Below are 25,334 nucleotides of genomic sequence, written 5' to 3'. Positions count from 1 at the left end.
AGTTACCAACGCAACAAAAAGGGGCCAACAAGAGCGCCCAGAACGGTGGGCAGCGACATTCCAAGGACATACCAAACCGCCCAGAAGGGTATTTCCACTTCAGGACAGTGCAGGCAGTAAGCCAGACATCCCAAAGCGCCGGCCAGCAAACCGCAACAGGCACCTGCCATCCTCAAGCGGGTCGGGGCAAAACTCCGCAATGCCCAAAATGCAACGATGAACCCGGGAATTGAAAGCGAGGCGATGCCAATCGCACAGGTGCGCCAGCTAGTCCCGAAAACAAGCATGGAGCGGTTACCAGGCTCCGCGTTGGCCATCACGCCAAAGGCTGCGGTCCACACGACAATCAGCATGACAATAATCCACGCACCACCAGCGCCACTGCTCATACCCGGCCGAGCCAGCCGGTTGAGCATGAGCATAGCCCCCAGTATTACGCACAGCGGCATAAATGCTTTCGCCCAGAACGTCAGGGTTGAGACGGCCTGAGCGATATCAGCCCTGACACCGAAGAAAAGCACGACACACAGCAGCGCCATAAAAAGGCCAAGCAGCACCACTGACACAAATCGCTTTGCAGGCAGTCGGCGATCAATAGGCTGCACCCCGCTGGCCAGCATGGAAATCAGCTCATCAGTTTTCATCGCTTACCTCTGATCAATGCAGCCAACCTTTTTAGCCCTCGATGCACACCAATTTTTACTGCTGACTCTGACAAACCCGTCATCTGAGCTGTCTGGATCACTGAAAGGCCTTCGAGCTTTACAAGCTGTATTGGCAAACGCTGGCGATCCGGAAGCTCCTTCAAAAGCTTTTCAAGATCGCGACTTGCCTGAGCAGGCTCAAGATGCGGCTCAGCCAGAAGCTCGCCCGCGTCCTCCAGTGACTCGTGAAACACCTCTCTGCGTGATCGGGCGCGGAACCGATCACTGAGCTTATAACGGGCAATCGCAAAAACCCACGCGGTCAACGGCTGCTCCAGGCGATAGGTTTGTCGGCTGTTGTGCACCGCCAATAAAACCTCCTGCAAAAGATCCTCGATTTCCTCAGGTTGACCTTTAAGTTTCCCGCGCAAAAAACCGCGTAAATGCGTGCTGAGCTCAGCGAGGAAATTACGATAAGCCGACTCGTCACCCTCCAGCCCGCGAAGAAACAGCGCCTGTAAATCCCTCTCTCTACGGCTCAATAACTCGCTGTGTGTATTTCGATCCATTCCACACCTTGGTTACAGGAATACAAAAATATTTCCCAGCCACTTGGGGAGCCCGACGTCCCTGGCGCTCCCTGTGTCGCGCTGAGTATCGATAGTCCATTCAACGCAGCGAGTCTGCCGAATCCATCCACCGCCAGCATCCGGCAAAGAATTTCCAAAAATATTTAGGCGTATCTGTAACCCGATTCCCGAAACGAGCGAATTACCTCTTGGACCGCAGCTCAGCGCCCTTCGGTGCTGGCAAGTCCCTCAACAATAATTATCGGAGAACACAATATGAACAACATAAAAACCGCCGCACTGGCAATTGCCCTTTCGTCTTTCGCCGCCAGTGCCATGGCAGCAGAGCCCCAAACCGCAAAAGAGGGAGCCAAAGAACGTTGCTACGGCATTTCGCTGGCAGGCAAAAATGATTGCAAGGCGGGTGCAGGCACCTCTTGCGCAGGTACGTCCAAAACCGACTATCAGGCTGATGCCTGGAAATACGTTCCGGCCGGGACATGTACATCGATCACGACCCCAAAGGGCATGGGCGCCCTTAAAGCAATGTAAGGCGTCATTACGGAGAGTTGCCGGTCATGAACAAAAATCCAGTGATGGGCGCAGGGCTCGGCCTTAAAGCAGAGCATTTTGCAGAGGCTCTCGAGAGCAGGAGTCACGGGCTCTGGTTCGAAGTCCATCCGGAAAACTACATGATCAGCGGCGGTCCGCGTCTTGAATGGCTGGAGGCCATTGGTGATCAGCACCCGCTGTCGCTGCATGGTGTTTCCTTGTCGCTGGCGGCTGACTGTCCGCCGAACAGGGAACACCTGTTGCGCCTGAAGGCTCTTGCTGATCGCCTGCAGCCTGCTCTCATTTCAGAGCATCTTGCCTGGTCGACATGGCGAGGTCGGTACTACCCTGACCTGCTTCCCTTTCCTCGCAGCAACGCTGCGCTCACCCGCATTATCGACAATATTCACAGAACGCAAGATGCGCTCCGGCGCAAGATATCGGTTGAAAACCCGACCCACTACTTAAAGCTTGAAGGTCATGACTGGAGTGAAGTCGACTTTCTGAAAGAGCTTGCCGGCCGAACCGGCTGCGGCTTGCTGCTGGACGTCAATAACGTTCATATCAGTGCCCATAATCTGGGCTTCGATGCCAAGCACTACATCGATCAGTTCCCTGTCCACGCCATAACAGAAATACATCTGGCCGGTCACACCCAGGATGCAGGGGTTTCCTCATTACTGATCGATAGCCATGACTCACCGATTTCAAAGAGTGTCTGGTCGCTTTACCGTCATCTGATAACCCACGCCGGGCCTCGACCGACGCTGATCGAACGCGATGACCAACTACCTGCATTCGACTGTCTGCTCGCTGAGCGCAATGTCGCCCAATCGATACTGCACAACGAACCGGAACTTAGCCCGTGAGCCTTTCATTGAGCGAGTTTCAGGATCAGTTCATCAGCCAACTGTACGGAAACGGGCAAGGGACATTGCTCAACATCAGCGAACAAACCGGTTTCGGGGTCTACCGCAATACGGTCATAAAAGCAGCAGTTGATGCGTTAAGGGCCAATTTCCCAACCATTGAACGGCTGGTAGGACATCAGTGGTTTCAAGCGGCAGCCATTCGGTATGCGAAGCAATCCCCGCCTTCAGACCCTCGGCTAATTTTTTACGGTGCTGAATTTCCGGATTTTCTCGACACCGTCGAACAGGCCAACACACTGCCTTACCTCGGCGATGTCGCTCGCCTGGATCTGCTGTGGATTGCGGTGCATAGCGCGACAGAAGAGTCAGGCTTTGATATCGGGACTTTCGGGAACCTGGATGAGCAAACGCTATTGAGTACGCGCCTCAAGCCCAAACAGTCCGCGCGCTGGATTTGGTGTGCGAGTCATCCCGCTTACACGCTCTGGGATGTAAACCGGACTCAGTCGGAAGTACCTACAAGCCTGGACTGGCAAGGTGAGGGCGCACTTTTGACCAGAAATGCCGGGCAGGTCATAGGGCGCCCACTCAGTGTCGGCGGCTGCGCCTTTCTTGACGGTTGTGCCGAGCGACTCCCCTTGGGACGCGCGGCTGAACTCGCACTTGATAAAGAACCTGAACTCGATCTGAACATCCTGCTTGTTCACCTGATAACTGCCAATACCTTCGCGGCAGGTGAATCTAACCAATAATAATTCTGGAAACATTTATGGACATGCCCAAAACCAAACCGGTTACCCCTTCGCAACATATGCGCGCTCACTGGAATCATCTGGCCGAAAGCTTGCAGCAACACATAAGCGACAGCCTGCTCTCGCTGGTTGCCCGCGTTTCAATTGCGGCAATATTTCTGATGTCTGGACGCACCAAGGTTGAGGGGTTTATCTCTATCAACCCGAATACCTATGAACTGTTTCGCATGGAATACGACCTGCCGTTGATTTCACCGATCCTCGCGGCTCATATAGCCACTTACGCAGAGCATTTATTCCCGTTGCTGCTGATCATTGGCCTGTTCACCCGACTATCGGCGCTAGCACTACTGATCATGACACTGGTGATTCAGGTATTCGTTTACCCCGATGCCTGGGCGACGCATCTTGCATGGGTTGGCCTGCTGCTGATCGTTATAGGTCGCGGCGCAGGACGAATATCGCTGGATCACAAAATGGCCATTAAATAAGCTATTTCAAGGCAGGAATAGAGTCACTTCTTCCCCCTGCCAATTTGCTCCGCGGCCCTAGCTCTGCTAGTGTCGCGCCGGTTTAACCTCTACCGGAATAGCCCCCATGGCCCGCAAGAAAGCTGCACTGGATTTCGAACAATCCCTCGCTGATCTGCAAACGCTGGTAGAGCGTCTGGAGAACGGCGAGTTGTCGCTAGAAGACTCGCTGACCGCCTTCGAGCAAGGTATTCGCCTGACCCGCGATTGTCAGGGTGCCCTGGCGCAGGCCGAACAGAAGGTTCAGGTGCTGCTTGAACGCGACGGTGAACTGGCCGAAGAGCCATTCGACGCGGAACAACCTGAATGATCGCGACCTATCAGGCACTGAGTCAGACCCGCGTCAACGCGGCGCTGGAAGGTCTGTTTGCAGCACCCGCTCCAGAGTTGACTCGCCTTTATGCCGCCATGCGCTACAGCGTGATGAACGGCGGCAAACGTGTACGCCCATTGCTGGCCTACGCCGCTTGCGAATCGATGGGCGGCAATGCAGAAGACGCCAACGGTGCAGCTTGCGCGGTTGAACTGATCCACGCTTACTCGCTGGTTCATGATGATTTACCGGCGATGGACGATGACGATCTGCGTCGCGGCCAACCGACCACCCACAAGGCATTCGATGAGGCCTGCGCGATTCTTGCCGGTGACGGTCTGCAGAGCCTGGCTTTTACTGCCCTGCTCGACCCACGACTGACCTCGCAGGACGCAGATACACGACTGCAAATGGTGAGTACCCTGGCATTGGCCGCAGGGCCTGCCGGTATGGTCGGTGGTCAGGCAATAGACCTGGGTTCGGTAGGTTTGAAACTGGATCAGAAGGCGCTGGAGTTCATGCACCGGCACAAGACCGGCGCCCTGATCGAAGCCAGCGTAAAGCTCGGTGCCCTGGCCAGCGGCAATGCCGATCAGGCCCGGCTTGATGCGCTGCAAGTCTATGCCCGTGCCATCGGCTTGGCTTTCCAGGTGCAGGACGACATTCTCGACGTTGAGAGCGATACCGAAACTCTCGGCAAACGCCAGGGTGCAGACATCGCCCGCGACAAGCCGACTTACCCGGCGTTGCTGGGGCTGGAGCCCGCCCGGCAATATGCCTTGCAACTACGAGATCAGGCCATCGACGCCCTGCGACCATTCGACGCGTCGGCTGATCCGTTGCGCGAACTGGCCCGCTACATCGTCGAACGGCGTAACTGAACCCGAATCCGGAACCGAAAATATCTCGAACCGGCCTTGATCGGCCGGGTCAGATACTTGTGTTTGACAGGTTTGCCTGCGCATCAGCGGCTGCACTTCATGGGCAGCATGCGATGCATCAGGTAAACTGCCGCCTCTTTTACTTATAACGATTCGCCTGATGCCCACGACGTTTAAAGAGATTCCCCGCGTGCGCCCAACCACGCCGCTGCTCGACCGCGCTGAAACGCCGGACGGCTTGCGTCGCCTGGGCGAAGCCGAGCTGGATGCCCTGGCCGATGAACTGCGCCTGGAGCTGCTCTATTCCGTTGGCCAGACCGGCGGGCATTTCGGTGCCGGCCTTGGTGTCATCGAGCTGACTATCGCCCTGCATTACGTCTTCGATACCCCGGACGACCGTTTGGTCTGGGACGTGGGCCATCAGGCGTATCCGCACAAGATCCTCACAGGCCGCCGCCAGCGCATGAGTACCCTGCGCCAGAAAGACGGGGTTGCTGCCTTCCCGCGTCGCAGCGAGAGCGAGTACGACACGTTTGGCGTCGGTCACTCCAGCACGTCCATCAGTGCCGCACTGGGTATGGCCATTGCCGCCCGCCTGCAAGGCAGCGACCGCAAGTCCATCGCCGTTATCGGTGACGGCGCGCTGACCGCGGGTATGGCCTTCGAAGCGCTGAACCATGCGCCTGAAGTCGCCGCCAACATGCTCGTTATCCTCAACGACAACGACATGTCGATCTCGCGCAACGTGGGCGGGTTGTCGAATTATCTGGCCAAGATACTTTCCAGCCGTACCTACAGCAGCATGCGTGAAGGCAGCAAAAAAGTTCTGTCGCGCCTGCCCGGAGCGTGGGAAATTGCCCGCCGCACCGAGGAGTACGCGAAAGGCATGCTGGTGCCCGGCACCCTGTTCGAAGAGCTGGGTTGGAACTACATCGGGCCAATCGACGGCCACGACCTGCCCACCCTGATCGCAACGCTGCGTAACATGCGCGACCTCAAAGGGCCGCAGTTCCTGCATGTGGTGACTAAAAAAGGTAAAGGCTTCGCGCCTGCCGAAGTCGATCCGATCGGCTACCACGCCATCACCAAGCTGGAGCCTCTGAATGCTCCGGCAGCAGCGCCGAAAAAGGCCAGCGGGCCGAAATACTCTGGCGTGTTTGGTCAGTGGCTCTGTGATATGGCCGAAGCCGATTCGCGTCTGGTGGGTATTACCCCTGCGATGAAGGAAGGCTCGGATCTGGTCGAATTCAGCGAACGCTTCCCCGAGCGCTACTTCGACGTAGCCATTGCCGAGCAGCACGCCGTTACGTTGGCAGCGGGCATGGCTTGCGAAGGCATCAAGCCGGTGGTGGCGATCTATTCCACATTCCTGCAACGCGGCTATGACCAGTTAGTGCATGACGTAGCTGTGCAGAACCTCGACGTCCTGTTCGCCATTGACCGTGCAGGCCTGGTAGGCGAAGACGGTCCGACTCACGCAGGCAGTTTCGATTTGTCGTACCTGCGCTGCATACCCGGCATCGTGGTCATGACGCCTAGCGACGAAAATGAACTGCGCCTGATGCTCAGCACCGGCTACCTGCATAACGGCCCGGCTGCCGTACGTTATCCTCGCGGCACCGGCCCCAATGCAGTGATCGACAGCGGTCTGGCGCCTATCCAGATTGGTAAAGGCATCGTCCGCCGTAACGGCCAGGGCGTTGCCATTCTGGTGTTCGGTGTGCAGTTGACCGAAGCCCTGAAAGTAGCGGAAAAAATCGACGCGACGGTGATCGATATGCGCTTCGTCAAACCCATCGACGAGGAGCTGATTCGCGAAGCCGCAGCCAATCACGAACTGCTTGTCACCCTCGAAGAAAACGCCGTCATGGGCGGTGCTGGCGCCGCCGTCAGCGAGTTTCTGGCACGGGAGAACATCCTCAAGTCCGTGCTGCACCTTGGCCTGCCAGATACTTACGTCGAACACGCCAAGCCCGCGCAGATGCTTGCAGAGTGCGGATTGGATGAGGCGGGCATTGAAGCGGCGATCAACGAGCGGCTGGCGTTGATTGGCTGATTAACACAGTCCTGTAGGAGTGAGCTCGCTAGCGATAGCGTCCGTTGAAACGATAAATTCGTCGACCAGGACACCGCATCGCGAGCAAGCTCACTCCTACAGTGAATTGCATTTCAACCCGATCCCGCCCTCCTCGTACTGCACTAAACCGCTGCCTGTAACGCCTCGATATCGCCTGACACGATCACCTGCAGATTCCGGGTGATTTTCTCTATCGGCCAGTCCCACCAGGCAATGGTCAAAAGTCGCTCGCTGACTTCAGCGGGGAAGCGGTGCTTCAGGACTTTGGCTGGATTGCCGCCAACAACGCTGTACGCCGGGACATCACTGACAACGACCGAGCGCGAAGAAATAATCGCCCCGTCGCCGATCTTCACACCCGGCATGACCAGCACGTCGTAGCCCATCCACACATCGTTACCCACAACGGTGTCGCCTTTGTATGGCAAGTCACCAGATTCAGGGGTGACCTTCTCCCAGCCATTGCCAAAGATCTGAAACGGGTACGTAGAGATGCCACTGATCTTGTGGTTGGCACCATTCATGATGAATTTGGTGCCCCGCGCCAGTGCGCAGAATTTACCGATGATCAGTTTGTCGCCAATGAACGGAAAGTGATAAAGCACGTTACGTTCAAAGTTCTCCGAGTCTTCGGGATCATCGTAGTAGCTGTAGTCGCCCACGATGATGTTCGGATTGCTGATGGTGTTTTTGATGAAACACACCTGCGGAAAACCGTTCATTGGATGGGGATTTTTCGGGTCCGGTCCGTTCATAACAAGCTCCTTTTCCATGCAACTACGAACAGCTCCTACAGGGGGCCGTACTTCACGCTAGTTGCCGGGGTACGCGGTAAAGGTACAGAAGCACCACACTGGAAAACGCCAGCAGCAACAATGGCACGGTCTCCAGGCCGACAAAGACAGCCAGCGCCGCAATCCAGGCGGGTAATCCAGCGGCCAGAAACGCAACACGACGGGCGTCAGCGAGGTTGATCCAGGCGGCGGCTTCTTCAGGGGTGTCGCGGGCAGCGCCGGTGGCGATCAATGCATGCTTGTAGCGGCCGAAGGGCCTTAGGCTGACAAACATCGACAAGAGGCCCGCCACGAAGAATGGCATCGCCAAAACAGGAAGAATGGCGTTTTTGCTATCGAACGCGCCACTTATCACAAACAGCGGCGCCAGGCTCAACACCAGTTGCCACCACCACGCGAGGGCGAAGCGGCGTCTGGTGTTGTTGCGGTTCAAGCGCGATCAGCCTCGCCCTGATGCTCGTTGCCCATCATGTGGCCGAGCTTGCCAGCCTTGGTGGCCAAGTAGAGTTTATTGTGCGGGTTGTGGCCGGTGTGCAGCGGCACTCGCTCAGCAACGTTAATGCCCATTTCGGTCAAGGCTTTGACCTTACGCGGGTTGTTGGTCATCAAGCGCAGCGCATCGATACCCAAGTGCTGCAGCATCGGCAGACAAATGGCGTAGTCGCGCTGGTCAGCGGCAAAACCCAGACGCTCATTGGCTTCAACGGTATCAGCGCCGCCGTCCTGCAATTCATACGCACGAACCTTGTTCAGCAGGCCAATGCCGCGGCCTTCCTGACGCAGGTACAGCAAGACACCACGCCCTTCAGAAGCGATGGCACGTAAAGCAGCTTCGAGTTGGGAACCGCAATCACAACGCTGGCTGAACAACGCGTCGCCGGTCAGGCATTCGGAATGAACGCGCCCCAGCACAGGAGCGCCATCGGATACGTCGCCCAGGCTCAATACGAGGTGTTCACGACCGGTCGCATGCTCAAGAAAGCCATGCATGGTGAATTCGGCAAAAGGGGTAGGCAGCTTGGAAGCGGCTACAAATACGACGGGCACCGTGTGCTCCTGATCAGTATGGGACTGGAAATTCGCAAGGCACGCATTGTAACAGCACGCCCCAGTAGACGCTTATGCCGAATTGTGGGGCATACAGATCGGGAAGTTAGATTGATGAGAATCTACTGTAGAAGTGACCGGGGTGGCGCTCCACCTTGCTCGCGATAGCGTCAGCACAGGCGATATATTCATCGACTGACAGACCGAATCGCGAGCAAGCTCACTCCTACAGGTACTGTGTTTGCTACGCGACAGCGTGGTATCAGGGGCACCGGGCCGCTCCTACAGGACCATATTTCAGGTCAAATCCACGCCCAGGCCCAAACCAGGCCCTGCATTGCCGCCCAGGCGAACACGCCCGCCAGCACGTCGTCGAGCATGATACCGACGCCACCGTGAACATGCCGGTCGATCCAGTGGATTGGCCACGGCTTGAGAATGTCGAAAAAGCGGAATACCAGGAATCCCACCAGCAGCCAGACCCAGCCTTCGGGCACCAGCCACAGCGTGATCCACATGCCGACCATTTCGTCCCAGACGATACCTTCATGATCATGCACGCCCAGATCGTCAGCGACTTTGCCGCACAGCCAGAAGCCGAACAGCATGGTGATGCCGAGCATCAGCCAGTAGCCCCAGTCCGGAAGCATCTGCCAGAGCGGAATGAACGGCACAGCCACCATGGAGCCCCAGGTTCCCGGTGCTTTGGGCAGCGTGCCGGAACCGAAACCGAACGCCAGGAAATGCCATGGATTGGTCCATACCGACGGTGGAACGAATTCTGCCGGGACCTGCTTTGGATGATCTGTCACGGTGTCTCCCGAAAATGTTGGTAGCCGCGTGCCAGGACAGGAATGTCATGACCATTGGCGTCGATCAGCAAGACGCCTTCGCCTGCCTCGACCCGCCCGATTACATGGATGGGCAACCCTGCGTCGAGCAAGGCCTGCAAGTGTTCCGGTGGCAGCGTGAACGCCAGTAAATAATCGTCACCACCACTCAATGCAGCCTCTCGCGCAGCCTGTAACCCGGTAAAGGCTAGCAAATGCTCAGACATTGGTAGCTTGTCCTGCTCAACCAGCAACCTGACGCGTGAAGCGCGTGCGATATGACCGCAATCGGCCAACAGGCCATCGGAGATATCCAGAGCGGCTGTAGCCTTGCCACGCAACGCCAACCCTAGAGCAAGCTGCGGCTGCGGCGACCAGTACCTCGCCAACAAGGCGTCTGCGGTAGACGCCTCAGTGGTGCGCTGGTTCAACACAAGGGGCAATGCGCCTGCTGCATCGCCCAACGGTCCACCTACACACAGCAGGTCGCCGGGCCGTGCGCCGCTGCGAGTCAATGCCTGCCCCGCCGGCACCCGGCCAAATACCGTCACCGTCAGGCTCAATGACCCACGCGTAGTATCGCCGCCCACCAATTGCAGGCCGCATTGCTGCGCCATCAGGTTCAAGCCTTGAGCAAAAGCCTGTAGCCAGTCTGCAGAAACTTCAGGGAGGGTTAACGCGAGGGTGAAGGCAACGGGGGTTGCGCCCATGGCAGCAAGATCGCTGGCTGAAACACCAAGCGCACGCTGCCCCAACAGGTAAGGATCGCAGACGTCAGGGAAATGCACACCGACGACCAGCGTATCGGTCGAGATTGCCAACTGCTCACCGGGCGGCAGCGTCAGCAAAGCGCAGTCATCACCAATCCCCAGCGCCACACCCTCGCCCGCTTGAGCGCAAGGCGCAGCAGCGAAGTAATTGCGGATCAGCTCAAACTCGCCCATCAGAATCTCTTGTTATGTTTGATAACACCCTGTGGGAACACATAACTCCGGTAAGAGCCAACTTGTTGGCGAAGCGTCAGTTCAGGCTGATCGTCTGCATCTGACAAACCGCCTCGCCAACAAGTTAGCTCCTACCGGGATTGCGTCCAGCCTGAAGGCTTAGCGCTTGTACGCTTTGACTTCAGCTTCACGCAGGCTAGGGGCCAGTTTGTCCAGCACGCCATTGACGAACTTGTGGCCGTCAGTGGAGCCGTAGACTTTCGCCAGCTCAATGCCTTCGTTGATCACAACGCGATACGGCACGTCGACGCGTTTGAGCAACTCGTAGGTGGACAGGCGCAGGATGGCCAGTTCAACCGGGTCGAGTTCTTCAATGGTCAGGTCCAGGCAAGGCTTCAACGCCGCGTCGATTTCATCGATGTTGGTCGGTACGCCACGCAGCAGTTCGCTGAAATAGGGGCCGTCGACGTCTTTGAAATCGTTATCGACGCGGAACTGCGCCTCGATTTCATTCAGCGAATGACCCGCCATGTGCCACTGGTAAAGTGCCTGAGTTGCAAGCTGACGGGCTTCCCGACGCTTGACGCTCTTGGATGGCTTGCCAGCGTCCGCAGGTTTTGGGTCGCGCGGGTTGAACTGATCGCTATCGTCGGAAATCACTTGGCCTCCAACTGCGCCAGCAGGCTTACCATTTCAAGGGCAGACAACGCAGCTTCTGCGCCTTTGTTACCGGCTTTGGTGCCGGAGCGCTCGATGGCTTGCTCGATGGTATCGACAGTCAGCACGCCGAAAGCAACCGGCACGCCGAACTCCATGGAAACCTGGGACAGGCCTTTGACGCACTCACCAGCGACGTATTCGAAGTGCGGAGTACCGCCACGAATCACTGCGCCGAGGGCGACGATGGCGGCGAACTCGCTGCGCTGGGCAACTTTCTGCACAACCAGCGGGATTTCGAAGGCACCCGGAGCGCGGATGATGGTGATGTCGCTTTCCTTGACGCCATGGCGTACCAAAGCATCAACAGCGCCGCTCACCAGACTTTCCACGACGAAGCTGTTGAAACGGCCAACTACCAGAGCGTAGCGGCCTTGGGGAGCGACGAAGGTACCTTCGATGGTCTTCAGGGTCATTCGTGTAAGTCTCGTATTAAAGAGCAAGTACGCCTTGGGGCGGACTATAGGGATGTTAGGCCACGAAACAGATTAGCCGGTGGTACGCACAAAAGCGCACCACCCGACCGGTCTTTATTCGGAGGGCACGTATTCTACAACTTCCAGATCGAAACCGGATATCGCATTGAACTTCATTGGTGAACTCATCAGGCGCATTTTACGCACGCCAAGGTCACGCAAGATCTGCGAACCGGCACCTACAGTGCTGTAGGTGGTCGGAGATTTGATCGGCAACTGCCCGGCGGTTTCACGAATATGCGCGAGCAAAACGTCGCCATCCAGCGGATGACCGAGTAGCAGCACAACCCCGCTGCCCGCCTCGGAAACCGCGGTCATCGCGGCGCGCAGGCTCCAGCGGCCGGGCTGTTTGACCATCAACAGGTCACGCAAAGGGTCCATGTTGTGTACACGAACCAGCGTCGGTTCTTCGGCGCAAATCTTGCCCAGGGTCAGCGCGAGGTGGACGTCGCCTTCAACGGAATCGCGGTAAGTCACCAGGTTGAATTGGCCCAGTTCGCTGTCCATTGGCTGCTCGGCAATCCGCTGAACGGTACGTTCGTGGATCATCCGATAGTGAATCAAGTCGGCGATCGTACCGATCTTGATGTCGTGTTCCGCCGCGAAAGCTTCCAGTTCAGCGCGACGCGACATGGTGCCGTCGTCGTTCATTACTTCGCAGATCACACCGCTTGGCTCGTAACCGGCCATTCGAGCAAGGTCACAAGCCGCCTCGGTATGCCCGGCGCGAGCCAGCGTACCGCCCGCCTGGGCCATCAGCGGGAAGATGTGGCCTGGGCTGACGATATCTTCGGCCTTGGCATCTTTGGCAGCAGCGGCCTGCACAGTGCGGGCGCGGTCAGCCGCAGAGATACCGGTGGTCACGCCTTCGGCTGCTTCGATGGACACAGTGAACTTGGTGCCGAAACCGGAACCGTTGCGCGGCGCCATCAAAGGCAGTTTGAGGGTTTCGCAACGCTCGCGGGTCATCGGCATGCAGATCAGGCCACGGGCAAAGCGGGCCATGAAATTGATGTGTTCGGCCTTGCAGCATTCGGCGGCCATGATCAGGTCGCCTTCGTTCTCGCGGTCTTCGTCATCCATGAGGATGACCATTTTGCCCTGGCGAATGTCTTCAACCAGTTCTTCGATGCTATTGAGCGCCACGCGGCACCCCCTTCAATTCAGGATTTGAGGTAGCCGTTGGCGGCCAGAAAACTTTCGGTGATGGTGCCAGCCTGCCCTTTCGAGGAATCGGCGGCTTTGTCGCCCATCAGCAAACGCTCCAGATAACGCGCCAGCAAATCCACCTCAAGGTTGACCTTACGGCCCGGACGGTAGTCGGCCATGATGGTTTCGGCCAGGGTGTGCGGCACGATAGTCAGCTCGAACTCGGCACCGTCAACGGCGTTCACGGTCAGGCTGGTGCCATCAACCGTGATGGAACCTTTGTGCGATATGTACTTGGCCAGCTCACGAGGAGCGCGCACTTTGAACTGGATAGCGCGGGCGTTTTCCTCACGGGAAACGATTTCGCCAACACCGTCGACGTGACCGCTGACCAAATGGCCACCCAGACGCGTGGTTGGGGTCAGGGCCTTTTCCAGATTGACCGGGCTGCCAGCCTTCAGGTCGATGAACGCCGTAACATCGAGGGTTTCACGGCTTACATCAGCCCAGAAGCCATCGCCGGGCAGCTCTACAGCAGTCAGGCAGACGCCGTTGACCGCGATGCTGTCGCCCAGCTTGACGTCGCTCAGATCAAGTTTGCCGGTCTCAACATAAACGCGGACATCGCCGCCTTTAGGGGTGATGGCGCGGATGCTGCCGATGGATTCGATGATGCCAGTAAACATGGGTCCTCCAGGAGAACAAGCCCAGCGCGCTGAGCGAAAGGCCGAAATTATACGCCGGGGGCGAGCTTGGGGGTGGCAATGACTCGCCAGTCATCTCCAACGGCGCGGATATCGGTGATTTTCAGCTCCAGCGCTTCGCTCATCTGCGCCAATGGCAGGTCCAGCAATGGCCGGGCTGAAGAGCCGAGGAACTTGCCCGCAACAAAAATCTGGAACTCATCCACCAGCCCCAGGCGAGTAAAAGCGCCCGCCAGACGTGGACCGGCCTCGATCAATACGTCATTGACGCCACGCGCGGCCAACTCGACCAGTAACTTGCGCAGGTCGACATGACCACCACTACCGGCCAGGGCCAGCATGTCATGACCTTCATCGTGATAACGCTCGCGGGCCGAGGCAGCTGCGCAGGTCGCGACCAGCGCGTGCCCGGCCTGGAAGAAAGGAGCATCCAGCGGCACTCGCAAACGCCCATCGATCAGCACTCGAAGTGGCGGACGCGTCATCGCCAGCGCGGTGAGTTCGGCATTCAGGCCCAACTCATCGGGACGGACAGTCAAACGGGCTTTGTCGGCCAGCACCGTATCGGCACTGGTCAGCACGACACTCGACTCTGCACGCAAACGCTGCACTGCCGAACGCGCCGCAGGACCTGTAATCCACTGGCTCTCGCCGCTGGCCATGGCAGTACGGCCATCAAGGCTCATGGCGAGCTTGACCGTCACGTACGGCAAACCCTTGATCATGCGCTTGAGAAAGCCTTTGTTAAGCGCACGGGCATCGTCTTCAAGCACGCCACACTGCACCGCAATCCCTGCGTTCATCAAACGCAGCAAGCCACGCCCGGCCACATCGGGATTAGGATCTTGCATGGCAGCGACGACCCGACCCACGCCTGCATTGACCAGTGCATCGGCGCACGGCGGTGTACGCCCGTGATGGCTGCAAGGCTCCAGGGTGACGTAAGCCGTCGCGCCTTTAGCTTTATCGCCTGCCTGCCGCAATGCATGCACCTCCGCATGCGGCTCACCAGCCCGGGCGTGCCAGCCTTCGCCGACAATCTGCCCGTCGCGCACGATCACGCAGCCGACCCTTGGATTGGGATGGGTGGAGTAAATCCCTTTGCGCGCCAGTTCCAGCGCGCGCGCCATGTAATGGGTGTCCAGCGCGGTTTGTTCAGTCAACGAAGCACTCACTCTTTAGCTGGCTCGCGAGCCAAACGATCGATTTCTTCGCGGAATTCGTTGAGGTCCTGAAAACGCCTGTAAACAGAAGCAAAGCGGATATACGCCACTTCGTCGAGCTTTTGCAGTTCGCCCATGACCAAATTGCCCACCACCAGTGACTTGACCTCGCGCTCGCCGGTCGCGCGCAGCTTGTGCTTGATGTGCACCAGCGCAGCTTCCAGACGCTCCACGCTCACCGGGCGCTTCTCAAGGGCGCGCTGCATACCGGCGCGCAGCTTCTCTTCATCGAAAGGCTGACGGCTGCCGTCCTGCTTGATCAGGCGCGGCAGCACCAGTTCGGCCGTTTCAAACGTCGTGAAACGCTCACCGCACGCCAGACATTCGCGACGACGGCGAACCTGATCGCCCTCGGCTACCAGGCGGGAATCGATGACTTTGGTGTCGTTGGCACCGCAGAAGGGACAGTGCATGGTGGCAGGCAACAAAAATAGGAAGGGCCGCCATGGTAGCGCATCCCGCTGGCAAGACAAGTCTTGGGCTTTGCGCTATATAGACGCGCATCTGAAGCAGTGTTCGGCGATACTGCGCCTAATTGGGCTATTTACCCGCGTTTGCGGGTAATTTATCACTGCCGTCATCGAGCGGTTTGCTGCTGTCCTTCGTATTTGATTTTTTGTTGGAGCTGTTCATGACGCTACGACCGCTGATGTTCCTCAGCCTGTTCGGCTTGCTTGCCGCGTGCAGCAGCAATGAAACACCTGATCCTGTCCCGGCCAAACCGGTTTCAGCGCCGGTTGCCAAAGTACCGGCTGGCCCCGGCCCGTTGCAGCCGTTCCAGCGCGAATTGAGCGGCCAGTTGCTGGGCGTGCCCGCCGGGGCAGAAGTCGAGTTGGCACTGCTGGTAATCGACGAACGAGGTCGTCCGCAAAAACTGCTGACCAGCACCAAACTGCAAGGTAATAACCAATCGCTGCCATTCCAGCTACGATTCAATCCGGAAGCATTTCCAGTGGGCCAGCGCGTTGAATTACGCGGTCGTGCCAGCAAGTCCGGACAACTGATCCTGCACCTGCCGTCATTGCGCATTGAACAACCAACCACACAAGCGCTTGGGCCTCTGCAGTTCGAAACTGCGCCATGATTGCACCGCTACACCTGCAACGGGCGCTGAGCGAATTGCTCGGCGAAGCACAATTGGTCGCCACAGCCTTGCCTGAAACAGACTTGCAGCTGTGGTTGATTGATGCGGAAAACATGGACCGTGCCTTCAGCCCCGAAGAAACCCGACGCATTCTTGAAGATCCGCCGTACTGGAGTTTCTGCTGGGCCAGCGGCCTGGCCCAGGCGCGCTTTCTGGCTGCGCATCCGCATTGGGTAATCGGCAAGCGAGTACTGGATTTCGGTGCCGGTTCGGGCGTTGCTGGGATTGCAGCGGCTAAAGCGGGCGCGTTGGAGGTGGTGGCCTGTGACCTTGACCCACTGGCCCTCGCAGCCTGCCGCGCCAATGCCGAGCTTAACGGCGTGCAGTTGAGCTATTCGGCGGACTTCTTTGCCGAAGCGGATCGCTTCGACCTGATCATCGTCGCTGACGTGCTGTACGACCGGGCCAATTTACCCTTGCTGGATCAGTTTCTCAGTCGCGGGCGGCAAGCCTTGGTGGCGGATTCGAGAGTGCGTGACTTTCAGCACCCTTCTTATGAACGGCTGGGCGTCTTTGAAGCGCATACGCTGCCGGATCTGGCTGAGCCCCATGAGTTTCGCAAGGTGAGCCTCTACCACGCTGAACGAGTTGAAATGCAATCCCCTGTGGGAGCGAGGCTTGCCCGCGAAGAACGATAACGCGTTGTCCCTGCCACACCGAGGCGACCGATTCGCGGGCAAGCCTCGCTCCAACAGATCTCTCGACTCATCGCTTTGCGCAAACCCAAGCGCCCTTTATAGTTGGCCCCATTCAGATCCCCGAGATTCGCAATGAACCAGGACACGACTTACATCTTCGACGCTACGGCGGCGACCTTTCAGCAACTGGTCATCGACAAGTCTTTCGACCAACCCGTATTGGTGGATTTCTGGGCCGAGTGGTGTGCGCCGTGCAAAGTGCTGATGCCACTGCTGGCGCAAATTACCGAGAGTTATCAGGGCGAATTGCTGCTGGTGAAGGTCGATTGCGATGCCGAACAGGACATCGTCGCTCGCTTCGGTATCCGCAGCCTGCCGACGGTTGTGCTGTTCAAGGACGGCCAGCCCATCGACGGTTTCACCGGTGCGCAGCCTGAATCAGAGATCCGCAAGATTCTCGAACAGCACGTAGTCATGCCTGCGCCAGTCGCCGCTGACCCGCTGAAGCTGGCTCAGGAAATGTTCGCTGAAAGCCACTTCGCTGAAGCCGAAGCGGCGTTACAACAGATCCTGACTGAAGACAACACCAACGCCGCAGCGCTGATTCTTTACGCACGCTGCCTGGCAGAGCGCGGTGAACTGGGCGAAGCACGACAAGTCCTGGACGCGGTGAAAACCGACGAACAAAAAGCTGATTTGGCAGGTGCCCGCGCGCAGTTGACCTTCCTGGCTGAAGCCAAGGCATTCCCTGACGCAGCTGACCTCAAAGCTCGTCTGGCGCAAAACCCGCAGGATGACGAAGCCGTGCATCAACTGGCGATTCAACAACTGGCCCGCCAGCAATACGAAGCGGCGCTGGAAGGCTTGTTGAAGCTGTTCATCCGCAACCGCAACTACGCCGACGGCCTGCCGCACAAAACCCTGCTGCAAGTCTTCGATCTGCTGGGCAACGACCACCCACTGGTCACCGCCTATCGTCGCAAGTTGTTTGCTGCGCTGTACTAAGCCTCTGGCATCAGGCGTCTGTGCCAACCCAGCTGTAGAGCGGCGCGTCCTGCCCGCTCTCGACCTTGACTTGCGAACTGTGGCGCAAGCGCACTAACAGGCGCTTGCCTGCCGCTGTGCTGCCGGTCAGACCTTCCAGTTGATCCAGCAACTCCGGGCCATTTATCTGCCCGGCGTTGCGCAGCAGATCCAACGCGATCTGCCAGATCTTGTCGTCCTGACTGGCCGGTTTGCTGACCACGGCTGCGGCGGTGGCTTCAGGTTTGGCGGCTTTGAGTTGAGCGCCAAGCTGCGCCCAATCGCCTTCGTCCAGCTCCAGCGTCAAATCCACCGGCCAATCGCCAACGGTTCCACGAATACGCAACATGGGTGCTTCCTCTTTTTTGCAGGGGGACATGCTCGCATAGATTCATCTTTTTGCGCTGGGCTGTAGGAGCTGCCGAAGGCTGCGAATTCGGCATGCCATGAGATTGCTTCGCAGCCTTCGGCAGTTCCTACAGAGGTACAGGTAGCAGTATTTGTGGGAGCAGAGCTTGGTCTGGGCGGCATTCCGACGATACAGGCGCCGCAAATGTCAGGTCGATCGAGTCCAGTCTTATCGCGGGCAAGCCCTGCTCCCACAGGGGATCTGTGTTCAGGCAGAGACCATTCCTACATTCTGAATCGCTGTTGTTACCTCGTGGATCGCGTCCCGCGTCGGTAATGTGCGCCGGTCGTTGCAGCAGCAGCGAACGGGTTTCGCAGCCCGATTGTCGTAAGTTTCCACGAACAGCTAGCCTGTAAGTTATATGGCCGCTGTGCGCGGGACATCTTCGGATGTGCCGGGCCCCTTACGACTCGGTCTGCGAACCTGCGCACAGTTGCCACCCATTCGAATCGCAGCGTTTGAAGACAACTCCAGAAAATCGTAAGGAGCTTCAAATGAAATCAAAAAGAAAATATCACCCCCCCATCGACTGCCTACACGAAGCCAAAACCCAAGGCTTCGCCTACCTCACGCCCGATGAACATCGCCTGATAGAAACCCTGCGCTGGACCACTCATGCCGGACGGGCAATCATTTACACGTTGGCTCAAGACCTGCGCCGGGCACGGCCTTGGGAACAGCGCGTTTAACGATTGGATACATCACCCGGTAGGAGGCAACTTGTTGGCGAGGCATTGGACCTGCGGAATCAGAACGATAGTCTCGCCAACAAGTTGCCTCCTACCGGGAACGTGGTCCTTACCCAAATCGAAATTCCAACTCACGCCCCCGCCAATAATTGTTATAAGATCACATAACGATCTTTATCCAGTCATGTCCGGAGTCTGTTTTTATGCGCCGTCTGCTGCTCGCTTTGCCCTTCGCCCTGCTTCCACTCGCCATGGCTAATGCGGCCCCCGAGCATGATCACGACCATGAACACGGTAGCCTCGGCGCGCATGAGCACGGTGTCGGTCGACTGGACGTTGCACTGGTAGGCGGAACGCTGGAGTTCGAGCTGGACAGCCCGGCCATGAACCTCGTGGGTTTTGAGCATCTGGCGGCCAGCGCTGAAGACAAAGCCAAAGTCGCCGCTGCCAAAGATGTGCTGCTCAAGCCCCACGCCCTGTTCAGCATTCCGGAGGCTGCGGAGTGCAACGTGGTTTCCCAGAAGCTGGAAAGCCCGCTGTTCGGTGACAAGCCTGACGCTGACGCAGGCCATGATCATGACCACGATGCAAAAGACGGTCACGATGAGCACGAGCACAGCGAGATCCACGGCACCTACAAATTCACCTGTAAAGTCCCGGCAGTGCTGAAAACCCTCGACCTGTCGAACATCTTCAAGTCGTTCCCGGCCACCGAAAAGCTGCAGGTGCAGTTGATTTCGCCAAAAGGTCAGTCGGGTGCCGAAGTACGTCCGAGCAATCCAAGCCTGAAATTCTGATTCAGCTATTGTTGAAAACCGACCGGGCTTGCCCGGTCGTTTGATTTCCATTCAGCCGGATTACGACAACGGTTATGACCCAAGCACTTATCGAACTGTCCGACCTTGGTTTTACCTGGCCAGGCCATGCGCAATTGCTGGATATCCCGGCATTTCGTCTGGAGCCAGGCGAAACCCTGTTCCTCAAAGGCCCCAGTGGCAGTGGCAAGACGACGCTGCTGGGCTTGCTGGGCGGAGTGCAGAAACCCAATCGCGGCAGTATTTGCCTGCTGGGCCAGGAGCTGACCGAACTCTCATCGGGCGAACGTGATCGCTTCCGGGTCAATCACACCGGCTATATCTTCCAGCAATTCAACCTACTGCCGTTTCTCTCGGTGCGTGAAAACGTAGAGCTACCGTGTCACTTCTCCAAAATTCGCGCAAAGCGAGCGAGCCAACGCCACGGCAGCGTAGAAAATGCTGCCGTTACGCTGTTGGCTCATCTGGGTTTGAACGATCCGCAGATGCTCAGCCGCCGCGCCGACTCACTGTCCATCGGCCAGCAACAACGGGTGGCGGCCGCACGGGCTTTGATCGGCCAGCCAGAATTGGTGATCGCCGACGAACCGACCTCCGCGCTGGATGCCGACGCACGAGAAGCCTTCATCAAATTGTTGTTCGCCGAATGCCGCGAAGCTGGCAGCAGCCTGTTGTTCGTCAGCCATGACCAGAGCCTGGCACCGCTGTTCGACCGCAGCCTGTCGTTGTCCGAACTCAATCGCGCCGCCGTCGCCGTAGAGGTTTGAGATGTATTTGTTTCGCCTAGCCATGGCCAGTCTGGCTAACCGCCGCTTCACCGCTTTCCTCACTGCGTTTGCCATCGCCTTGTCGGTATGCCTGCTGCTGGCGGTTGAGCGGGTGCGCACCGAGGCGCGCGCCAGTTTTGCCAGCACGATCAGCGGGACGGATCTGATCGTCGGCGCTCGTTCCGGCTCAATTAATCTGTTGCTGTATTCGGTGTTTCGTATCGGTAACGCGACCAACAATATTCGTTGGGACAGCTTTGAAGAAATCGCCCAGAGCAAACAGGTGAAATGGGCAATCCCGATTTCCCTGGGCGATTCCCATCGCGGTTATCGGGTGATGGGCACCAACGAAAACTACTTCGAGCACTACCAGTTTGGCCGCCAGCAACACCTGGAACTGGCTCAGGGTCGAGCCTTTGCGACGGATCCGTTTGAAGTGGTGCTTGGCGCAGAAGTGGCCGACGCCTTGAAGTACAAGCTGGGTGACAAACTGGTGCTGGCCCACGGCGTGGCGGCGATCAGTCTGGTCAAGCACGACGACAAGCCATTTACTGTGGTGGGCATTCTGAAACGCACCGGGACGCCAGTGGATCGCACGTTGCACATCAGCCTCGGCGGCATGGAGGCCATCCATATCGACTGGCAAAACGGCGCGCCTGCCCACGGCAACGGACGTATTTCTGCTGATCAGGCGCGCAACATGGACCTGACGCCCAAAGCCATTACGGCCTTCATGCTGGGCCTGAACAGTAAAATCGCCACCTTTTCGATGCAGCGCCAGATTAACGAGTTCCGCGGCGAACCGTTACTGGCGATCCTGCCCGGCGTCGCGCTTCAGGAGCTGTGGAGCCTGATGGGTACAGCGGAAAAAGCGCTGTTTGTGATTTCCCTGTTTGTGGTGCTGACCGGCTTGATCGGCATGCTGACGGCCATTCTCACCAGCCTTAATGAAAGACGCAGAGAGATGGCGATTCTACGCTCGGTGGGCGCTCGCCCTTCGCACATCGCGACTCTGCTGATCATGGAAGCGTTCGCACTGGCGCTGGCGGGCGTGGTCAGCGGCATGGTGCTGCTGTATATCGGCATCGCTGCCGCCCAAGGTTATGTGCAAACCAATTACGGGCTATTTCTACCGCTTTCTCTGCCCAGCGAATATGAATGGACGCTGCTCGGTGGCATTCTGGCTGCCGCGTTATTGATGGGTGTTGTGCCTGCGTGGCGTGCGTATCGGCAGTCGCTCGCCGATGGCTTGTCGATCCGTTTATGAGGACGTTGCACATGTGGCGCCTGTTGTTGATTTTGCTGTTGTCGATCAGCTCACCGTTGTGGGCGGCCGAACCGCGGGTGCTGACCTGGGAAGAGATGATCCCACCGGACGCACCGAAAATCGCACCGATCACTGCCCCCATCCATGACATGTCCAAGCTGTCCGATGCGCTGTCAGTGGAGTCAGCGCCCGCCGCACATCAACAAGCCCCTCATGCGCCGGTGGTGAAGGCGCTGGATGGTCTGCAGGTGCGCTTGCCCGGATACATCGTGCCGCTGGAAGTCAGCGAGGAAGGCCGGGTAATCGAATTCTTGCTGGTGCCGTATTTCGGGGCTTGCATCCACGTACCTCCACCGCCTTCGAATCAGATTGTGCACGTCACGAGCGAGCTGGGCGTTAAAGTCGAAGAGCTGTATCAGCCGTACTGGATCGAAGGGCCAATGCAGGTCAAAGCGTCCACCAGCGAGCTGGCCGATGCGGGCTACAGCATGGAAGCCGACACTATTCTGGTCTATGAGTTGCCCGATAATTAGGCCCTGTTGGAGGGGGGTGCCTGAAAAGGCGCGGATCCCGTGGGACCGGATTCATCCGGGAAGGCAGTACTCCTGACGAAGCAGATGCAGCGGAGTGCCGGCCTTTTCGCGAACAAGTTCGCTCCTACCGGTTCGGCGTAAATGATCGTTTAAGGGGCTTCATTGCGATTTCATTGAGCTGTGTCAAAGCCTTGGTTCAGACGCTCCGTACCATTGGCGCCAGACAACTTGAATCGCCTTTTGGAGCTCCCATGAACAAGACCTTGCTCAGCGCTTCCCTCTTTGCGCTGGCGCTCAGCGCCCCCTTCGCCGCTCAGGCTTACGAGGCGGGTGACTTCATCGTTCGCGCGGGTGTTGCACACGTTGAACCGAATGAAGACAGCGGCGAGATCAAACTCGACGGCACCAAAGTCTCAGGCACCAAAGCAACGGTTGATGGTGAGAATCAGCTTGGCCTGACGTTCGGCTACATGATCACCCCGCACGTGGGCATCGAATTGCTGGCGGCAACACCTTTCAGCCACACCGTTTCGGTCAAAGGCCTCGGCCCTGGCCTGGATGGCAAGCTGGCAGACATCAAACAACTGCCGCCGACGCTGTCGCTGCAGTACTACCCAATGGAAGCGTCGTCGAAGTTTCAGCCGTACGCGGGCGTCGGTATCAACTACACCACGTTCTTCGATACCGATCTGACAGGCAATCGCAAGGATCAAGGCTTCAGCAACCTGAAGCTGAAAGACTCCGTTGGCCTGGCCGCGCAAGTCGGTATGGACTACATGCTGACTGACAACATCCTGGTCAACGCCTCGGTCTGGTATGTGGACATCGATACTGAAGCCACTGTGGACGGCCCTTCGGCGCTGAGCGTTGGCAAGACCAAAGTGAGCGTGGACATCGATCCGTGGGTTTACATGGTCGGTGTGGGTTACAAGTTTTAGGACGTAGCGCACACAGAATCTGTAGGAGCCAACTTGTTGGCGAAGCACTAATTCGGTTTAACCAGATCCGACGCCTCGCCAACAAGTTGGCTCCTACAGGTAATGTATATACGGTTAAATAGCATCCACAAAAAAGCACCTCATCGGTGTTTTTTTTTGTGGATCGCGAACGGCTATCAGCGACCGAGTAGTTTCGCCAGACCGACTTTCAACGGCGTCGGCTCACCCAAGGCGAACCGCTCCAGCAAGCGCTGGTTGTTGGCTCGTGAGTGACGGATGTCGCCGGAACGCGCGGTTTGATACGTCACTTGTGGCTGCTTGCCCACTACTTCTGCCAATGCCGCCAACAGCTGATTCAACGACGTGGTCTGATTCAGCCCTACGTTGACCGCGCCCGACTCGACCTTCGGCAAATCCAGCGCTTGAGTCAGTAGCTTGACCACATCGCCCACGTAGAAAAAATCCCGGGTTTGCTCGCCATCGCCAAACACCGCGATGGGCAGCCCTTTTTCCGCGCGCTCGGCAAAAATGCTGATCACGCCAGAATAGGGAGACGAAGGATCCTGGCGAGGGCCGAAGATGTTGAAGAAACGGAAGACTACCGGCTCCAGACCATGCTGACGGCCATAGAAATCGAGGTAGTGCTCACTGGACAATTTATCCGAAGCGTATGGCGTCAGAGGAGCTTTGGGCGTGTCTTCGCCAATCGCTTCGCCTTCGCCGTTGTTGCCGTACACCGCCGCACTGGAGGCAAAAACCACACGTTTGATACCCGCCTCACGCATGGCTTCGCAGACATTCAGGGTGCCGATGAAATTGCTCTGATGCGTACGCACCGGATCATCCACGGAGGCTTGCACTGAGGCAACAGCTGCCAGATGCACAACAGCCTTGCAGCCCATCGCCGCGCGCTTCACCAGATCGGAATCTGCGACATCGCCTTCGATCAGCTCGATACGTGGGTTATCCAGCGGCAAGTTACTGCGTTTGCCGGTAGAAAGGTCATCAAGAATACGCACTGCATGCCCTTGGGCCAGCAGTGCGTCGGCCAGATGCGAGCCAATGAAACCGGCACCGCCGGTAATCAGGACAGGAGAATCAGACATGACGGTAATAACGATCCAGAAGGCTCGGCAACCCGGCGCGCCATGCGCGGGGTTTGATACCGAAGGTATGGAGAATTTTCTTGCAGGCAAGCACGCCATGTTGCGGCTCGTCGCTGGCATCGGCACCCGCGGCATGGGCCTGCGCAGTCGGAGCTTCAACCGCAAGAGGATGTAGCAGGCGGGCCTCAGTGAGAATGGCCTGCCCCAGCGCCAGCGGTGTTGTCGCCTCGTGGCCAGCGTAGTGGTAGGTGCCCCACAGCGGCGCTTCACAATCGAGTTGCTTGAGCACTGCAATCATTACCCGGGCTGCGTCATCCACAGGAGTCGGGTTGCCACGTCGATCGTCAGCCATCAACAGTTCCTGAGCCAGTTCGGCACGGCTCAGAAAACGCCCCAGCACGCCATCAGCGCTGTCATCGAGCAGCCAGCCGAAACGCAGCAGCAGATGTTGAGGGCAGGTGGCACGCACGCTTTGCTCGATGCGCAGTAGCGCCTGGCCGCGAGCACCGAGCGGGACCGGTTCGTCCTTTTCACTGTAGGCAGTCGCTCGCGAGCCATCGAATACCCGATAGCTGGAAGGTTGCAGCAGAACAATGTTGTGGTGCTGACACAGCTCGGCAAGACGCTCAACCGAGCGCTCCTGACTGGACAGGCGTGCATCACTTACCGACTCTGCCTGAAACCAGTCGAAGTAGTAGGCAAGGTTAATCAAGGCATCGGGACGGGTGTCATCAAGCAATTGCGTCAGACTCGCTGCATCCCAGCCGTCTTGCGGCGGACGCGGTGCCAGGAAGCCAATGTCTTCCTCGGCACCCAGACGAATCAGCGCCTGCCCAAGGGCATTCCCGCCGCCCAACAGCATAAGGCGCATTCGCATAGAGTCAGCAGGCTCGATATCAAATTCAATTGAAATATTAGATGTAAAACGCCT

The 25,334-nt window shown here is 57.9% G+C and carries 32 protein-coding genes; 16 read left to right on the top strand and 16 right to left on the bottom strand.

Features of this window, described 5'->3' with window-relative positions; genetic code table 11:
- Positions 1-2 precede the first annotated feature (2 nt).
- Both ACYASS_RS04590 and ACYASS_RS04585 read right to left on the bottom strand, forming a co-directional pair.
- Entirely contained in the window at positions 3-644 is a 642-nt protein-coding gene (locus ACYASS_RS04590; RefSeq protein ID WP_463585240.1) for a DUF1109 domain-containing protein, read from the bottom strand.
- The gene (locus ACYASS_RS04585) at positions 641-1,213 is read right to left on the bottom strand and encodes a sigma-70 family RNA polymerase sigma factor (protein WP_463585239.1); all 573 of its coding nucleotides are present in this window, start codon (positions 1,211-1,213) and stop codon (positions 641-643) included. Before ACYASS_RS04585 ends, ACYASS_RS04590 begins: the two co-directional genes overlap by 4 nt.
- 276 nt (positions 1,214-1,489) lie before the next feature.
- Between ACYASS_RS04585 and ACYASS_RS04580 the strand changes: the two genes are divergently transcribed.
- The 7 genes from ACYASS_RS04580 (at position 1,490) to dxs (ending at position 7,169) form a co-directional block, all read left to right on the top strand.
- Positions 1,490-1,765: a BufA1 family periplasmic bufferin-type metallophore gene (locus tag ACYASS_RS04580; RefSeq protein WP_463585238.1), complete on the top strand. Its 276-nt coding sequence runs from the start codon at positions 1,490-1,492 to the stop codon at positions 1,763-1,765.
- 26 nt (positions 1,766-1,791) lie between these two features.
- The gene (gene bufB / locus ACYASS_RS04575) at positions 1,792-2,634 is read left to right on the top strand and encodes an MNIO family bufferin maturase (protein ID WP_463585315.1); all 843 of its coding nucleotides are present in this window, start codon (positions 1,792-1,794) and stop codon (positions 2,632-2,634) included.
- Entirely contained in the window at positions 2,631-3,389 is a 759-nt protein-coding gene (locus ACYASS_RS04570; RefSeq protein WP_463585237.1) for an HvfC/BufC N-terminal domain-containing protein, read from the top strand. Before bufB ends, ACYASS_RS04570 begins: the two co-directional genes overlap by 4 nt.
- Before the next feature lie 23 nt (positions 3,390-3,412).
- Complete coding sequence (locus tag ACYASS_RS04565; RefSeq protein WP_243247880.1) at positions 3,413-3,880, top strand: DoxX family protein; 468 nt, start codon at positions 3,413-3,415, stop codon at positions 3,878-3,880.
- Between the two features lie 106 nt (positions 3,881-3,986).
- Complete coding sequence (locus ACYASS_RS04560) at positions 3,987-4,229, top strand: exodeoxyribonuclease VII small subunit (protein ID WP_020289635.1); 243 nt, start codon at positions 3,987-3,989, stop codon at positions 4,227-4,229.
- Positions 4,226-5,113 carry a polyprenyl synthetase family protein gene (locus ACYASS_RS04555; protein ID WP_463585236.1) on the top strand — a complete coding sequence of 296 codons (888 nt, stop codon included), beginning with the start codon at positions 4,226-4,228 and terminating at the stop codon, positions 5,111-5,113. The genes ACYASS_RS04560 and ACYASS_RS04555 overlap by 4 nt, the downstream gene beginning before the upstream one ends.
- A 160-nt stretch (positions 5,114-5,273) precedes the next feature.
- Positions 5,274-7,169, top strand: a complete 1,896-nt coding sequence (gene dxs / locus ACYASS_RS04550) for a 1-deoxy-D-xylulose-5-phosphate synthase (protein ID WP_463585235.1) — start codon at positions 5,274-5,276, stop codon at positions 7,167-7,169.
- 143 nt (positions 7,170-7,312) lie between these two features.
- Here dxs and ACYASS_RS04545 read toward each other — a convergent pair whose 3' ends face one another.
- The 11 genes from ACYASS_RS04545 to nrdR all read right to left on the bottom strand — a co-directional run bounded on the left by ACYASS_RS04545 (position 7,313) and on the right by nrdR (position 15,487).
- The gene (locus tag ACYASS_RS04545; protein WP_463585234.1) at positions 7,313-7,945 is read right to left on the bottom strand and encodes a Vat family streptogramin A O-acetyltransferase; all 633 of its coding nucleotides are present in this window, start codon (positions 7,943-7,945) and stop codon (positions 7,313-7,315) included.
- A 52-nt stretch (positions 7,946-7,997) separates the two neighbouring features.
- Positions 7,998-8,417, bottom strand: a complete 420-nt coding sequence (locus tag ACYASS_RS04540; protein ID WP_463585233.1) for an MFS transporter — start codon at positions 8,415-8,417, stop codon at positions 7,998-8,000.
- A complete protein-coding gene (ribA, locus tag ACYASS_RS04535; RefSeq protein ID WP_032626451.1) occupies positions 8,414-9,031 on the bottom strand; it encodes a GTP cyclohydrolase II in 618 nt (205 codons plus the stop codon). Before ribA ends, ACYASS_RS04540 begins: the two co-directional genes overlap by 4 nt.
- A gap of 302 nt (positions 9,032-9,333) precedes the next feature.
- A complete protein-coding gene (locus tag ACYASS_RS04530) occupies positions 9,334-9,843 on the bottom strand; it encodes a phosphatidylglycerophosphatase A family protein (protein WP_122662386.1) in 510 nt (169 codons plus the stop codon).
- The gene (gene thiL, locus ACYASS_RS04525) at positions 9,840-10,805 is read right to left on the bottom strand and encodes a thiamine-phosphate kinase (RefSeq protein WP_463585232.1); all 966 of its coding nucleotides are present in this window, start codon (positions 10,803-10,805) and stop codon (positions 9,840-9,842) included. The genes ACYASS_RS04530 and thiL overlap by 4 nt, the downstream gene beginning before the upstream one ends.
- A 159-nt stretch (positions 10,806-10,964) precedes the next feature.
- Positions 10,965-11,465: a transcription antitermination factor NusB gene (gene nusB, locus ACYASS_RS04520; protein ID WP_243247776.1), complete on the bottom strand. Its 501-nt coding sequence runs from the start codon at positions 11,463-11,465 to the stop codon at positions 10,965-10,967.
- Positions 11,462-11,938 carry a 6,7-dimethyl-8-ribityllumazine synthase gene (gene ribH, locus ACYASS_RS04515; protein WP_027901702.1) on the bottom strand — a complete coding sequence of 159 codons (477 nt, stop codon included), beginning with the start codon at positions 11,936-11,938 and terminating at the stop codon, positions 11,462-11,464. The genes nusB and ribH overlap by 4 nt, the downstream gene beginning before the upstream one ends.
- Before the next feature lie 114 nt (positions 11,939-12,052).
- Positions 12,053-13,144: a bifunctional 3,4-dihydroxy-2-butanone-4-phosphate synthase/GTP cyclohydrolase II gene (gene ribBA, locus ACYASS_RS04510; protein ID WP_463585231.1), complete on the bottom strand. Its 1,092-nt coding sequence runs from the start codon at positions 13,142-13,144 to the stop codon at positions 12,053-12,055.
- 17 nt (positions 13,145-13,161) lie between these two features.
- The gene (locus tag ACYASS_RS04505) at positions 13,162-13,833 is read right to left on the bottom strand and encodes a riboflavin synthase (RefSeq protein ID WP_463585230.1); all 672 of its coding nucleotides are present in this window, start codon (positions 13,831-13,833) and stop codon (positions 13,162-13,164) included.
- Between the two features lie 47 nt (positions 13,834-13,880).
- Positions 13,881-14,981, bottom strand: coding sequence for a bifunctional diaminohydroxyphosphoribosylaminopyrimidine deaminase/5-amino-6-(5-phosphoribosylamino)uracil reductase RibD (ribD, locus tag ACYASS_RS04500; RefSeq protein WP_162874188.1), 1,101 nt, complete (start codon positions 14,979-14,981; stop codon positions 13,881-13,883).
- Positions 14,982-15,022: 41 nt separating this feature from the next.
- Positions 15,023-15,487: a transcriptional regulator NrdR gene (gene nrdR, locus ACYASS_RS04495; protein WP_027901698.1), complete on the bottom strand. Its 465-nt coding sequence runs from the start codon at positions 15,485-15,487 to the stop codon at positions 15,023-15,025.
- A gap of 218 nt (positions 15,488-15,705) precedes the next feature.
- On the opposite strand from nrdR, the gene ACYASS_RS04490 reads away from it, so the two are divergent.
- The 3 genes from ACYASS_RS04490 (at position 15,706) to trxA (ending at position 17,861) form a co-directional block, all read left to right on the top strand.
- Positions 15,706-16,158 (top strand): hypothetical protein, encoded by a 453-nt coding sequence (locus tag ACYASS_RS04490; protein WP_463585229.1) that lies wholly within the window; start codon positions 15,706-15,708, stop codon positions 16,156-16,158.
- The gene (locus ACYASS_RS04485; RefSeq protein WP_463585228.1) at positions 16,155-16,856 is read left to right on the top strand and encodes a class I SAM-dependent methyltransferase; all 702 of its coding nucleotides are present in this window, start codon (positions 16,155-16,157) and stop codon (positions 16,854-16,856) included. Before ACYASS_RS04490 ends, ACYASS_RS04485 begins: the two co-directional genes overlap by 4 nt.
- A 132-nt stretch (positions 16,857-16,988) precedes the next feature.
- Positions 16,989-17,861 carry a thioredoxin gene (gene trxA, locus ACYASS_RS04480; RefSeq protein ID WP_463585227.1) on the top strand — a complete coding sequence of 291 codons (873 nt, stop codon included), beginning with the start codon at positions 16,989-16,991 and terminating at the stop codon, positions 17,859-17,861.
- A gap of 10 nt (positions 17,862-17,871) precedes the next feature.
- On the opposite strand, the gene ACYASS_RS04475 is transcribed toward trxA, so the two are convergent.
- A complete protein-coding gene (locus ACYASS_RS04475; RefSeq protein WP_027901695.1) occupies positions 17,872-18,228 on the bottom strand; it encodes a hypothetical protein in 357 nt (118 codons plus the stop codon).
- A gap of 554 nt (positions 18,229-18,782) precedes the next feature.
- Here ACYASS_RS04475 and ACYASS_RS04470 point away from each other — a divergent pair.
- The 6 genes from ACYASS_RS04470 (at position 18,783) to ACYASS_RS04445 (ending at position 23,297) form a co-directional block, all read left to right on the top strand.
- Positions 18,783-18,977 carry a hypothetical protein gene (locus ACYASS_RS04470; protein WP_463585226.1) on the top strand — a complete coding sequence of 65 codons (195 nt, stop codon included), beginning with the start codon at positions 18,783-18,785 and terminating at the stop codon, positions 18,975-18,977.
- Positions 18,978-19,180: 203 nt separating this feature from the next.
- Positions 19,181-19,774, top strand: coding sequence for a DUF2796 domain-containing protein (locus tag ACYASS_RS04465; RefSeq protein ID WP_463585225.1), 594 nt, complete (start codon positions 19,181-19,183; stop codon positions 19,772-19,774).
- Between the two features lie 74 nt (positions 19,775-19,848).
- Positions 19,849-20,559 carry an ABC transporter ATP-binding protein gene (locus ACYASS_RS04460; RefSeq protein WP_463585224.1) on the top strand — a complete coding sequence of 237 codons (711 nt, stop codon included), beginning with the start codon at positions 19,849-19,851 and terminating at the stop codon, positions 20,557-20,559.
- Position 20,560: 1 nt separating this feature from the next.
- Positions 20,561-21,826, top strand: coding sequence for an ABC transporter permease (locus ACYASS_RS04455; protein WP_463585223.1), 1,266 nt, complete (start codon positions 20,561-20,563; stop codon positions 21,824-21,826).
- 11 nt (positions 21,827-21,837) lie between these two features.
- Positions 21,838-22,359: a DUF3299 domain-containing protein gene (locus ACYASS_RS04450; RefSeq protein WP_463585222.1), complete on the top strand. Its 522-nt coding sequence runs from the start codon at positions 21,838-21,840 to the stop codon at positions 22,357-22,359.
- 251 nt (positions 22,360-22,610) lie between these two features.
- Positions 22,611-23,297, top strand: coding sequence for an OmpW/AlkL family protein (locus tag ACYASS_RS04445; protein ID WP_463585221.1), 687 nt, complete (start codon positions 22,611-22,613; stop codon positions 23,295-23,297).
- A 176-nt stretch (positions 23,298-23,473) separates the two neighbouring features.
- On the opposite strand, the gene ACYASS_RS04440 is transcribed toward ACYASS_RS04445, so the two are convergent.
- Entirely contained in the window at positions 23,474-24,403 is a 930-nt protein-coding gene (locus ACYASS_RS04440; RefSeq protein WP_463585220.1) for an NAD-dependent epimerase/dehydratase family protein, read from the bottom strand.
- Positions 24,396-25,280 (bottom strand): sugar nucleotide-binding protein, encoded by an 885-nt coding sequence (locus ACYASS_RS04435; protein WP_463585219.1) that lies wholly within the window; start codon positions 25,278-25,280, stop codon positions 24,396-24,398. The genes ACYASS_RS04440 and ACYASS_RS04435 overlap by 8 nt, the downstream gene beginning before the upstream one ends.
- Positions 25,281-25,334 lie beyond the last annotated feature (54 nt).

The sequence above is a fragment of the Pseudomonas sp. HP_14 genome, assembly GCF_055283875.1.
Note: the sequence above shows the minus strand (reverse complement) of the source record. Positions and strands in the feature narration are given on the sequence as shown.